At 50.3% G+C, this 12,510-nt stretch carries 10 protein-coding genes; all 10 read right to left on the bottom strand.

The genetic code is table 11. From position 1 onward, the window contains the following. Positions 1-22: 22 nt before the first annotated feature. Positions 23-1,423 carry a sigma-54 dependent transcriptional regulator gene (locus tag QWJ10_RS14000; RefSeq protein ID WP_289927284.1) on the bottom strand — a complete coding sequence of 467 codons (1,401 nt, stop codon included), beginning with the start codon at positions 1,421-1,423 and terminating at the stop codon, positions 23-25. Continuing rightward, entirely contained in the window at positions 1,420-2,625 is a 1,206-nt protein-coding gene (locus QWJ10_RS13995) for an ATP-binding protein (protein ID WP_289927282.1), read from the bottom strand. Before QWJ10_RS13995 ends, QWJ10_RS14000 begins: the two co-directional genes overlap by 4 nt. Before the next feature lie 91 nt (positions 2,626-2,716). Next, the gene (locus QWJ10_RS13990) at positions 2,717-4,198 is read right to left on the bottom strand and encodes a sigma-54 dependent transcriptional regulator (RefSeq protein ID WP_019365174.1); all 1,482 of its coding nucleotides are present in this window, start codon (positions 4,196-4,198) and stop codon (positions 2,717-2,719) included. Positions 4,199-4,323: 125 nt separating this feature from the next. Continuing rightward, entirely contained in the window at positions 4,324-4,620 is a 297-nt protein-coding gene (locus QWJ10_RS13985) for a flagellar protein FliT (protein ID WP_074825197.1), read from the bottom strand. Between the two features lie 19 nt (positions 4,621-4,639). Then, a complete protein-coding gene (fliS, locus tag QWJ10_RS13980; RefSeq protein WP_286788745.1) occupies positions 4,640-5,026 on the bottom strand; it encodes a flagellar export chaperone FliS in 387 nt (128 codons plus the stop codon). 183 nt (positions 5,027-5,209) lie between these two features. Beyond that, positions 5,210-8,743 (bottom strand): glycosyltransferase, encoded by a 3,534-nt coding sequence (locus tag QWJ10_RS13975; protein WP_289927273.1) that lies wholly within the window; start codon positions 8,741-8,743, stop codon positions 5,210-5,212. Positions 8,744-8,898: 155 nt separating this feature from the next. Continuing rightward, positions 8,899-10,314: a flagellar filament capping protein FliD gene (fliD, locus tag QWJ10_RS13970; RefSeq protein WP_289927271.1), complete on the bottom strand. Its 1,416-nt coding sequence runs from the start codon at positions 10,312-10,314 to the stop codon at positions 8,899-8,901. 74 nt (positions 10,315-10,388) lie between these two features. Next, positions 10,389-10,742 carry a flagellar protein FlaG gene (locus QWJ10_RS13965; protein WP_289927269.1) on the bottom strand — a complete coding sequence of 118 codons (354 nt, stop codon included), beginning with the start codon at positions 10,740-10,742 and terminating at the stop codon, positions 10,389-10,391. A gap of 72 nt (positions 10,743-10,814) precedes the next feature. Beyond that, positions 10,815-11,663 (bottom strand): flagellin domain-containing protein, encoded by an 849-nt coding sequence (locus QWJ10_RS13960; RefSeq protein ID WP_289927267.1) that lies wholly within the window; start codon positions 11,661-11,663, stop codon positions 10,815-10,817. 569 nt (positions 11,664-12,232) lie between these two features. Then, positions 12,233-12,510, bottom strand: a 278-nt coding sequence (locus tag QWJ10_RS13955) for a flagellin (RefSeq protein ID WP_289927265.1), incomplete at its 5' end; no start/stop codon positions are given.

Genomic DNA, 12,510 nt, shown 5'->3' with positions numbered 1-12,510 from the left:
GACCCCGGCTCATGGCCGGGGTCTAGCTGGCATAGAGATAGGCTTCGATATCAATACCGGCCTCACGCATCTGTGCAAGCTTGTAACGCAGGGTGCGTGCACTGATACCCAGCCGATCAGCCGCTTCCTTACGCCTTCCTCGCTCAGCACGTAACGTTTCCATGATGACCTCGAATTCACGGCGACGCAGGTCATCCCCCAACGCTCCCGCAGTTAGTGTTTCATCAAGAGCGGTAGAACTTAAAGGCGCTTTGACTGCAGCCTCTGGCGGGGCGATATCACGCGCAAAAAATCCGGGAGCACTGTCAAGGCATAAGTCTTCAGGCTCAATGGTACCCGCCTGCTGCAGAATCAAGGCTCGCTGAACTGCATTATCCAATTCACGAACATTTCCCGGCCAACCGTAGTGCTGAAGCAGCCTGGCAGCCCCTTCCGAAAATACAATGCCGCTCTGCCCTGCCCTGGCGGCATGCTTTTTCAAAAGTCGCTCCGCAAGCGGCAGAATATCTGCAGGGCGCTCACGAAGCGGTCGCCATGCCAGGGGAAAAACAGACAGTCGATAATACAGGTCTTCTCGAAAGCGCCCGGCGGCTACTTCAGAAGAAAGGTCCCGGTTAGTGGTTGCCAACACTCGAATATCCACCTGCTTGGGTTTGCGCGCACCAACACGCTCTACTTCTCGCTCTTGAAGCACCCGCAGAAGTTTGGCCTGTAACCCTAGCGGCATCTCGGATACTTCATCCAGCAGGATAGTGCCACCATCAGCCAACTCGAACTTGCCTGGCTGTGAAGCGATGGCACCGGTAAAAGCGCCCTTCTCATGACCAAACAAGGTGGCTTCAAGCATGTTATCCGGGATGGCTGCGCAGTTGATGGCTACAAAAGGTCCGGCTGTACGCGTTGATTGCAGATGGATATAACGAGCCAATACTTCTTTCCCTGTACCGGATTCGCCAGAAATCAGCACGGTTGAGTCACTTTTTGCAACCCGGGCCGCCAAGGCCAGGAGCTGACGACTTGCCGGCTCCTGGGCAACAGGACTGTCTTGTTCATCAGCGGCTGAATGACTTACATAACGCTCGACTCGCTCCAGCAGCACCCGAGGGTCGAATGGCTTGACCAGATAATCCACAGCGCCTTGCCGCATAGCATCCACCGCACGCTGAATGGAGCCAAACGCGGTCATCAGTAGGACCGGTACATGCCATTGTCTCTGCTGAATACATGCCATGAGCTGATGACCATCCATACCGCCCATGTTCACATCACTGATGACCAGCCCATAAGCGCTCTGACCCAGTGCTACCAGTGCAGACTCTGCACTGTCGACCGAGTCGAAGTCGAAGCCACCGATCTCTAGCGTATCCTCCAGTGCTTCGCGCAGGGCTGCATCGTCTTCTACCAACAGAATACGAGCGCTCATAGGGGATTCCCCATCAGCACCAATCGCGGTCCATGAAGCGGCAAGACAAATGTCATACAGGTTCCCCTGCCTGGCCTGGAGCGAATCAACAGGTCGCCGTGGTGAGCCTTGGCTACGGTCCTGGCTACAGTCATGCCAAGGCCGGTTCCCATGGGTTTGGTGGTGAAAAATGGCTCGCCAAGCCGCTTTACTGTTTCAACGGTCATACCGGGGCCGCTGTCGCTGATGGACAACATCAGGGTGTCCTGCCTGGCGTACGCGTGAATCTTGTACCGCGCGGTCTTGCCTGCGGCCTGCACAGCGTTATGGACAACATTCATGACTGCACCTACAAATGTGTCCCGGTTACAAAGCACTTCTCCTACAAATGCATCGCATTGCCATCGCAATTGCAGATCTTCCAGGTAGGGATTGGCAATTGATTGGATGGCAGCGAACAACTGAACGGGAGAAACTCGGTCATTGAGCGGCAGCTCACCGCGCGCAAAGATCAACATATCCTGAACCTGGTTCTCAAGCTCATGGAGGCGATCTTTGAGTCGGCCGGCAAATCGTTGCTGCTGCTCGAATGGCAGGGATCGCTCAGACAGGTGACCTGCATACAACATGGCGGCAGATAAAGGTGTACGAATTTGATGCGCAAGCGAAGCAACCATGCGCCCCATGGAGGATAAGCGCTCATGGCGGGCCAGCTGCTCTTGAAGGCGGCGCGTTTCAGTCATATCGCTCAGCATGATGAGCTGACCGGGTTCACCGTCCAGCGAGCGTGTCGCCAATGACACCCGACGACCACTTTTGAGTGATACCTCATGCCCATCATCTTTGCGAGGCGCGAAGCAGCGACCGATAACGTCCCGCCAAAGCGTCCCTACCAGCGGCTCGCCTAGTAGAGCGACTGCAATAGGATTGGCCTCGCAGACAACGCCCTGCCCATCCAGAATGATGATGCCCGCCGGAAGGATATCGAGAAGGCTTTGCAATCGATTAGCCAACCGCTCCTTCTCCGCCAACTCCCGAACACGCTGGGCGGTTTCACGTGCAAGCTCACCCTTCAAATCAGATAGACGATTTTCAAGCCAGCCATACGGCTCATTGAACAGATCGGAGATAGGTTCAAACAGAACACTAGCCTGCTCAAGTGTTCGTCTGACGTCATCCGTAGAAGGCGTATTAGAAGGAACCGGCGTTACAGATGAACTCATGCGGTACTCTCTGTTTAATGACAGGAAGTCGTCACCAAACAGAGAGTGTGCAAGCTGCGTGCCGTTAGTAGAGCCGCCTCAGAGGCAAGCGTTACTCCTCATCCGCCAGTTCGTCCTCACGGCGACCCATACCATACTTGCGCATCTTTTCGACTAGGGTAGTACGCCTGATACGCAAGCGCTCGGCCGCCCGAGCGACCACACCGCCAGCATCATCAAGGGCTTGCTGGATAAGGCTTTGCTCAAGATTCGCCAGATAATCCTTGAGATCCAGCCCTTCTGACGGCAGTAGTGCAGAGGATGCTGCCGGACCCGGAAGACTGGCTAGCGCTACCGCTTCCCGCTCTTCAAGTTCTTCACGCAAGGACGTGGTCATTGCGTCGTTTTCATCTTCTACGTAACGGAATTTCTGTGGCAGCTCAGCTACACCGATAACGCCATAGGGATGCATGATCGCCAGTCGCTCAACCAGATTAGCAAGCTCACGCACGTTACCCGGCCAGCTGTGCCGGCACAGCGACATGATAGCCGCCGAGTTAAAGCGGATGGAGCCGCGCTTTTCATGCTCCATACGGGAAATCAACTCATTGATGAGCAGCGGAATATCTTCTGCACGATCCCGCAGGGGCGGCATATCGATCGGAAAAACGTTAAGACGATAGAACAAGTCCTCACGGAAGGACCCCTCCTCGATCATCTTCTCGAGATTCTTGTGAGTTGCTGCAATGATGCGCACATCGACTGTTTGAGTCTTGTTACTGCCCACACGCTCGTAGGTACGCTCCTGCAACACACGCAATAACTTGACCTGCATGTTGAGAGGCATATCGCCGATCTCGTCCAGAAACAGCGTACCGGTGTTGGCCAGCTCGAACCGCCCGGCGCGGTTGGTAATGGCACCAGTAAACGCACCCTTCTCATGACCGAACAGCTCACTTTCCAGCAATTCAGCCGGAATAGCGCCGCAGTTCACTGGAACAAAAGGGCCGTCTTTACGTTTTGAATGGAAATGCAGGTTGCGCGCAACAACCTCCTTACCTGTACCTGACTCACCGAGAATCAAGACACTGGCTTCGGTATCCGCGACTTGCTGCATCATCTTCCGCACGCCCTGAATGGCGCGGCTAGTGCCGACCAGACTACGGAAAAGATTGGGCTCACGCTGGCGTCCGCGGTCTCGCGCCTGATCATACATATCTCGATAGACCTGAGCGCGATGGAGCGAGTCGAGCAGCTGGTTGTATTTAACCGGAACCGCTAAGGTCGCCAGGATGCGCCGCCGGACATCATCCGGCCAGTCGCTGTACGTGACAGCACCCAGCAATAGAATAGGGAGGACCTCGTCAAACGCTGCAAGCTTTTTTAGCAGCTCGACGCTCCCCCCCTGCGCGTCGATCTGGCCCAGCAAAACACACAGTACCGCTCGACTACTTTCAAACGACTCGACAGCCTGCTCCCAATCAGCGCTCGTACAGGCGACATGCTCTTCGCCTAGAAAGGCCAGAATGACGGCAAGATCGTGGCGACGCTTCGCGTCATCTTCTATCAGGAGGATTTTAGTTTCACGCCACATCTTCAATTATTCCCTTTCCGCCAAAGACCACTAACAGGCATAGCCCTAGTAAAGTCAAAAGTGGGAACAGAGTCAATTTTATGACGTGTTTTTCTTACTTTAAATTTATTCCGCTGGTCGTATTCTTAGCCAAATAACTTGTAAACATTGGCCGCTTTCTTAGAACGCTTCATGCGAGACGCTTCTTTTGCAACTTCATTACGTTGCATACGACTTGCGTATATTAGCTTTCCATAAAAAGCCAATAACTGCTCCAAACTTAAACGTAAAGCATAATCATTACGCGGCTGCTCTTGCATTGCCTCATCTATATAAAGGCGGCAGGCAAAGTCCAGCGGCCCTATGGCATCCCAGTCTTGATTATCGAGCGCGGCAGCCAAGGCTTCCCGCGTCTCGTCTATTCGTTTGATTGCCAGTGACATAACCCGATCTCCAATGCTCTCAGGCTGCGGGTGCGATACCGTCCCAACCCTCTTTGATGGTACGCAGAAGCTTGGCAACTTCATCAATCTTGGCCATATCGTTCTTACGGTTTGCCTCGATCAGACTGGTTGTCATGTATACATAAAGTTCGTTTAGGTTACTGGCGATCTGTCCGCCCTTTTCGGGATCCAAAGCCTCTCGAAGGCCGCCAATGATATCGATGGCCTTGCCAATCAGAACCCCTTTTTCCGCGATCTGGCCGCGACTCATGGCACCTTTAGCCTGCGCGAGCCGCGACAAACCACCTTCCATCAACATCTGGATGAGTCGATGGGGGCTCGCTTCCAATACTTGAGCCTGAGTGCTGACCTGCTGATAGTGGCGCATGGCCGATTGCGTATACATGGAATGAATTCCTCACGTATAAATTTGATGTAGATAATGTCGGCCTTAAACGCGAAAGCTTTAAAAGAAGATGCGAACTTTTGCTGACAACTAGAATCAAGTGGCTATCGGCAGACGTAAATGGCTGGACATAAAGAGCAGGTAGACCACTCTTTATGCCCAGCATGAACAGCACCCTAATGATCAGTCAGGTAGCCACGCATCGCGCCATGCTTCAAGACGACTACCATTCAGCATCCAGTCCCTCAGGACCGCTTCACGAAGCGCGTCACCCGCCTTGGCCGTAGCATCCATATCGGACAGATGCATGCGAATGGCATCCACCCAGGCCTTTGTCTCGTTTTGCACGAATGTTACGGGCAAGCCAGAACGGAAGGTCACGATATCAGTACAGATGACCGGGAACCCACAAGCCCCATACTCCAGCAAACGCAGATTCGTTTTACATTCGTTAAAGCGATTCTGTTCCAAAGGTGCCAATGCCAAGTCCAGATTCAAACTAGCCATCTTTTCAGGATAAGGTTCGATAGGCACAGGCTTGTGAAACTCTTTGATATAGGGGCGCAGTTTTTCAGGGCACATACCCATGAAGATCCAGTCCACCTCATCCGCCAACTCCTTGAGCACATCAGCAAGAAGTTCTAGATCCCCTGTATGGCTGGTACCGCCAATCCAACCCACACGTGGCTTAGGTCCAATACGTCGCTCTGCCTTTAGGTTACCCCACCAGTCTACTGGTAAGTAGTTAGGCATCACACGTATATCACGGTGATACTTAGAGAACGCTTCAGCCAAAGGTGCTGTTGAAGCAACGAAGCGATCAACTCTATCCAAAACAACCTGAATCAGTTTGTCCACATCTTTGGGCATGGCATTTCTATGAATGCTCTTTTTAGGGACATCTACATAGTAGTCATCCATATCAATGACACGGAAGGCTTTTGAAAACGCATACCGGCCCTCTTCGATCTGATTGATGCCTTGAGGTGTAAACTGCCGCTGATACAAAATTACATCTGGGTCAAAACGCTCAAGCTCCGCAGGGGACAGCATCGCCTTATCAACAATCGCGCCATCAACAAGCATTGCTTCCTGCATGGCTCTAAAGGGCTGACGATGCCGATAGTGTCCACATCCTCCTGCATCGGAGGGGTGTACTAACAGTCTTGGCAAAGAGCTTGTACCAATTTTGCTCCACTCGCGCGCCTTCTCATAAGCCAACTCGAAGCCAAAGCCATCCAGAGAAAGGTTCTGGTTATACGCAGTATCGCGTGCCAATAGCGGAAGCCACTTTTCATACAGAGCATGTCGCTCAGCCTGTAAAGAGCGGTACTGATCATAGTTATTGCTGCGATTGTCATCGCCACCCCATTGGGTCAGCAAAGCGTAGGGCGTCCAGACAGTTAAATAGCCCTCTGCCTTAATCTTAAGGCAAAGATCCAGATCAGCGTAACCAGCCTTAAATACGACTTCATCCTGGCCTTCGACTTGCTCATAGACAGAGCGTCTAATCAGCATACAATCCGAACTGACCACACTATAGTTCTGGTCAGTCACCAAGCGCTCCATATAACCTGATGCATTGGCTGACTCACCTACATGCACAGCGCCCACCGGACCACGCAGACCAAGAATCATTCCAGCATGACGAACTAATCCAGTAGGAAACAGAACTTTAGCGCCGACAATTCCTACTTCTGGCCTTAATGCATGATTGAGCATCTCGTCCAGCCAAGAAGACTGAGTAATTTCTATATCTGGTGATAACAATAGAATATAGTCACCCTTTGCTTCTCGGCAAAGCTGATTCTGGATAACAGCTGTCTCCAGACTTTTTTCATACAGCTTTATGGAAAGTCTTGGCAAAGCAAGTTTTTTCAACTCATTCAACCATCCAACCGTAGACTTCGGGCAACTTCTGTCAGCTCCGACCATAAGTTCAAAATAAGCATACGATGTCCTAGACAGCAAGCTTTCGAGACATCTTTCCAAACTAGCCTGGGTCGTTCTTGCAGTAATTACAATAGATACAAGAGGCTGCGCTTCATGACCATAAATAAGCCGATAACGACCCTCGTCAAGGCTCAAAACACGAGCGTGGTCATAACCACGGTTCAATAGATGACGTGCAAGGATAGTTTGTTCCTCAGAGGATGCGCCAAACGCAGGCTTTTCTACACTTAAAAGCGCCTCATCGACATGGCCAATGCCAGCCAAACCATTGCTTTCAATGAAACGCGTCAGCAAATCGAACTCATAGGCTTGATCAAATGCTGGGTCGAAACCGCCCAGTTCGATGAACTTCGCTTTTTTCATGAGCCAGTGAGTTGCCATAACCCCAGGGTAGCTCAAGAAATAATCCAGACTAAATGCAGGTCGTAGCGCAGCTGCAGCAAGAGAACCATCCTCCTCCTTATAAAGGCTATCGGCATAAACAGCCTGACAGTCGGGTACAGCAATTAGCTCTTGGGCCATTGTCAGCAAACCGAACGGTGTAAACGTCTCACCAGCCTGTACCGTCAGGATCCAATCACAATGTGTATTAACGATTTCACGGTTCGCATCATTGATAAAACCAGCTTCTGGTTTTATGAAACGCAAACCATCAGAGCCAGAATCCTTGGGTAAATCCAAAGGAGATAACACGGTGATATCGAAGTTCTGGTAGAAACAGTCATTCAAACTCTGTAACGTCTCAATTATCTTATTGATATTTCCGTCACGATCTAAAACAACAACACCAAACCTTGGTCCACCGTAACTCTCTTGCAGGCTCTTCTCAACAAGCTTTAATGACAATACCGTTGGTGCTCTCCGTGACAGCCAAAACCTCAAAGCTGCATCAGCACCTATATTGTCGAACTCGCTTGTACGCTCAACTTTTACGCACTGATAAAAATCTTCATCTGTTTTAATCAAGCCGGCTTTTTGCATTAAGCCTTTCAGCGCCTGAGTAGTACCTATAACGCCTACATCAGGCACCTGCTTTGGGGTACAGCCGTGCTTTTCAATAAAAACCTGAGCCGCTGCCTCGACAATTTTTAAATGACTTTCTTTACCAGAAATAGTGGATTGCTCTTGCGACCACTCATCTTCGCCAAAATAATCCCAAGACTTATCAATATCAGCAAAATACCAGTAAGGAGGATGTAAATCAGCCTTGATTATTTCATAAGTATGATCAACATGCTCTAAAGCATTGTAATAACGGCTGTCCATCAGCCCAACGGCTTCAAGGCAACGCTTTGAGTAATAGGAAAAAGCTCCTACAATTCCACCATATAAAGGAATTTTTATATCTCTATAAACAAGGATTGCTTTCGGATTTGGCAGCATGGCCTTTCCAATCTTATTCGCGACCCCATGTTGACTATAATTCAAATGCTCTATACCACTAATTTTTGAGGCTTTTATATACTCTTCAAAAACCGCGTGATCCGTTATATAAATATCATCTTCAATCAAAAAAACATGATCAATCCCACGCTCAATGAAACGTGACAGCGCATCATTCTTGGATGCACCAACACCTTTATTTACTTCATGATGAACAAATTCATCAACCTCTATGTTATCAAAAACAGCATGATACTTGCCGTCATTCACAACAATAAAGTAATCAACCTTATCTTTAGGAATACTGTTATATAGCCTCAGAAAAGAGTCTGGTCGATTATAGGTAACTATTGCGCAACCAATCGTTTCGCCGTTGATCATGATGACCCCTGAAGAGATATATCATTGCGCGTCAACAATATGAGATGACGCACTTCTGATCACCTCTCATGCACTATGCATGCCAGAGCCCTTCAAACTATAAAATCCGCATAATAAAAAACCCGGCAAGCCGGGTTTTTTATTATCAAGCGAAATTACTCTTTTCTGTTGTTAAGTGCATTTAGCGTAGTCAGCACGCTAGTGCTTGTTGCGTTCAACTGAGCAACCAAAGAGTCCATGGCATTGTATTTCGCACTAAGTGCAGTTTGAAGGTTTTCAATACGCAAATCCAAGGCATCTTGCTGATCAGACAAGCTGTCCAAAGTACTCTGGAGGCTGGTTTCCCTATTATCCAAGATTCCTTTTGACGCTGTATAACTATCCACTTTGTCGTCCAGACGCTTCAGAATACCCGTATCGCCCGTAAAGAAACCGGAAACGGCGGAGTAGTTCTCCGTCAGCGCCTTGTCCAACTTCGTGCTGTTGACCTCAAGCGTACCATCTTGCTTGGTCATAATACCCAGCTGAGACAACATGCTAATACCTGTAGAGCTTGAGCTCTGGGTATTTACCAGCTCATTACGGATATCACTGAGCAAACTACGAACAGTGGCATCACCAGTCAGAGCAGCAGCCGAAGTGGTGGTCGAGCTAGAAGAGACGGTGGAAGATACTTTAGTCAGAGAGCTCGTGGTACTTATCAGAGCATTGTATGCATCCACAAAGGTCTGAACAGATTTTTTAAGCCCTTCCTTGTCGGTGGAAACTTCAACTGTAGAAGAACCGGTACTTACCAGGTTTACAGTCAAGCCACTAATCGTTTTATCCAGCGTATTGCTGGCGCTGGTCATGGCCAACCCGTCAATCGTAAAGCTGGCGTCCTTGGGTCGTGCATCTACAAAACCGCTCACCAAGTTGCCGTTAGCATCCTTGGTTTGGACGGTGCCATCTACCTGGAAGGAAGACAGGGCGCTGTCCTGAGTGGAAATGGACAAGTCGGTGCCTGCCCCTGTAGTCGTCGAGCTCAATACCAGACGGCTACCATTGGCGTCACTCAAGATGTTGGCGGTGATACCCTTGGTTTGCAGCTGCTGATTGATAGCGTCACGTACACCCGTAAGCGATGCTCCCGCCGGAATATCAATGTCGTATGACGCTCCCGCACCTGAGGCCGAGCCTTGAGTAATGGTCAGCTTACCGGCAGCCGAGGTTGTGGCATCAGTTGCCATGACCTGCGTCGCCACTTTGGAGCTGGAGGCCAGATTACTGACGTTAAGCTTGTAAGAGCCATTTACCGCGCTATTGCTTGACGTAACCGTGGCTATTTTTTCATCAGACGATTTTGCACTTAAACCAACGAAAGAAGACGTTGTGTTAAGTTTGCTCATTGCTGATTGAAAGGTCTCCAAAGCGCTTTTGAGGCTACCAATAGCCGAAAGCGTGGTTTGGGTCTTCTTGGTTTGCGTATCAATCTGGTTTTGCTTCGGTGCTTTTTCAGCATTGACCAAAGCTGTAACGATAGATTTGGTATCAATTCCCGTACCGATACCGCTAACTGATGTGCCTGCCATATTAGTCCCGCCTCAACAAACTTTTGACTGTGTAGCCACTGTTATCATTGCCCAAGCATTAATCAGGCCAGTCACTAGACCTTGTCTTGAATTAATGCTGGATTTTCACTCTTCAGGCTCTGTGCCAGCTTGAGAGCTTCTTCCGAGGGCAACTGCCGAATGAGTTCACCACTTGCCTTGGCAATGACCTTTACGACTACCGCACCGGTACTGTCGTCGATGGAGAACTCAAGGTTTCGCTGCACCGAGTCAACAAACTCTTGAATACTTTTTACAGCCTGCTCAAGTGTTTCGCCGTCCGGCTTTGTCTTTTCAGCCTTAGGCGAAGTTACATCCTTCGATAGTTGAGTTTCGCTGGAGTCTGTATTTGCTTTGCTGGCGTTTCCGCTGTGAGCGTAAGCCGTGTTCAGTCTGACATTCATGTCCATGCCATCACCTCACAAACAAGAAAACGAGGAGATGCTTTCGCATCCCCTCGTTTCCCTTGCATCAAACACTCATTAGTTGAGCAGCTTGAGCACAGCGTTCGGCAGCTGGTTGGCCTGGGCCAGAACAGCGGTCGAAGCCTGCTGCAGGGTCTGCTGCTTGGTCATTTCTGACGTTTCGGCAGCAAAGTCAGCGTCCTGCACACGGCTACGTGCGGAGGTAGCATTTTCTGCGATGTTCTGCAGGTTGGAGATGGTGCTGGTCATACGGTTCTGTACCGCACCCAGGTCAGCGCGCTTGGCGTTGATAGTGTCCATCGCCGCGTCGATTGCCGATACGGCAGCATCAACGTTGGTGTGCGCAGCAGAGTTGGCACCGGTGATGCTGATGGCAGAGCCTACGCCCAGAGCATCGGCACCAAAACCACCTGAGCCCAGGTCGATGCTGATCACTTCGTTAGTACCCGTGTTGGCACCTACCTGGAAGTCAAACTTGCCAGCGCCGTTCAGCAGGGCAGTATCCTTACCAAACTTGGTAGTGGTAGAGATACGAGTCAGTTCTTCGCTCATCGCGGTGAATTCAGCGTTCAGAGCGGTACGGTCTTTTTCGCTGTTGCTGTCGTTACGGGACTGCAGGGCCAGTTCGCGCATACGCTGCAGAATGTTGGTGGACTCTTGCAGAGCACCTTCAGCAGTCTGGGCGATGGAGATGCCGTCGTTGGCGTTCTTGACCGCAACGTTCAGACCACGGATCTGGCTGGTCAGACGGTTGGCGATCTGCAGGCCAGCCGCATCGTCTTTGGCGCTGTTGATTTTCAGGCCAGAGGACAGGCGCTGCATGGAGTTGCTCAGGCTGTCGGAAGCGCGGTTCAGGTTCTTCTGAACGGACAGGGAGGCAACGTTAGTGTTTACGGTCATAGCCATGATGAGATACTCACAAAAGTCATTTGATTGATACCCCGGCCTGGCAGTTGCCTCAGTGGCCTGGAGAACCTACGTCTAAGTTATCGGCGTTTGCTCAATTTGCTTTAGGAGAATTTTCTTCAGTGTTTCCCAAGCAATTGGCTAACTTCGCCACCCCACCTGTTTATAACAGATGGCCTAAACTGGTTACTCTCTATTTCGGCTCTATACTGATTTACTTTAGAAGAAACCTACTTTATTAATCAGCCGACCAAATTATTCGAAAAGTTGACACTTCTTATTTAAAAGCCAATTAAATGACTAGCCTTCAGCAACTAATAACCTCAACTTATGAGCCTTGTAAGACAGCACAACAGAGGTCATTTGACTGAAACAAGAGCGTCTAAGAAGCTCTTAGAAGGCGGCAAGACAGAGATCTGGTAGAAGATAAGTTCAGCAGCGCCAGCGGCCTAAATGCCGTGCCCTGCTCTCTGGAGCCCCTGCCGCTGGCAGAAAACTTCGGCAACCAAACACACAAACAAAAAGGGGGATGCTTTCGCATCCCCCTTTTCTCTTGCATCAAACACTCATTAGTTGAGCAGCTTGAGCACAGCGTTCGGCAGCTGGTTAGCCTGGGCCAGAACAGCGGTCGAAGCCTGCTGCAGGGTCTGCTGCTTGGTCATTTCTGACGTTTCGGCAGCAAAGTCAGCGTCCTGCACACGGCTACGTGCGGAGGTAGCATTTTCTGCGATGTTCTGCAGGTTGGAGATGGTGCTGGTCATACGGTTCTGTACCGCACCCAGGTCAGCGCGCTTGGCGTTGATAGTGTCCATCGCCGCGTCGATTGCCGATACGGCAGCATCAACGT

The organism is Pseudomonas sp. WAC2 (assembly GCF_030403525.1).
GTDB classification, from domain to species: Bacteria; Pseudomonadota; Gammaproteobacteria; order Pseudomonadales; family Pseudomonadaceae; genus Chryseomonas; species Chryseomonas luteola.
The sequence above is the reverse complement of the archived record's forward strand: the minus strand, read 5'-3'. Positions and strand labels throughout refer to the sequence as shown.

Excerpts from the sequence above, each read along its gene's own strand:
- fliS (WP_286788745.1), bottom strand. The coding sequence starts at position 5,026 with ATGTATACGCAATCGGCCATGCGCCACTATCAGCAGGTCAGCACTCAG.
- QWJ10_RS13960 (WP_289927267.1), bottom strand. The coding sequence starts at position 11,663 with ATGGCTATGACCGTAAACACTAACGTTGCCTCCCTGTCCGTTCAGAAG.
- QWJ10_RS13975 (WP_289927273.1), bottom strand. The coding sequence starts at position 8,743 with ATGATCAACGGCGAAACGATTGGTTGCGCAATAGTTACCTATAATCGA.
- QWJ10_RS14000 (WP_289927284.1), bottom strand. The coding sequence starts at position 1,423 with ATGAGCGCTCGTATTCTGTTGGTAGAAGACGATGCAGCCCTGCGCGAA.
- QWJ10_RS13985 (WP_074825197.1), bottom strand. The coding sequence starts at position 4,620 with ATGTCACTGGCAATCAAACGAATAGACGAGACGCGGGAAGCCTTGGCT.
- QWJ10_RS13995 (WP_289927282.1), bottom strand. The coding sequence starts at position 2,625 with ATGAGTTCATCTGTAACGCCGGTTCCTTCTAATACGCCTTCTACGGAT.
- fliD (WP_289927271.1), bottom strand. The coding sequence starts at position 10,314 with ATGGCAGGCACATCAGTTAGCGGTATCGGTACGGGAATTGATACCAAA.
- QWJ10_RS13990 (WP_019365174.1), bottom strand. The coding sequence starts at position 4,198 with ATGTGGCGTGAAACTAAAATCCTCCTGATAGAAGATGACGCGAAGCGT.
- QWJ10_RS13965 (WP_289927269.1), bottom strand. The coding sequence starts at position 10,742 with ATGGACATGAATGTCAGACTGAACACGGCTTACGCTCACAGCGGAAAC.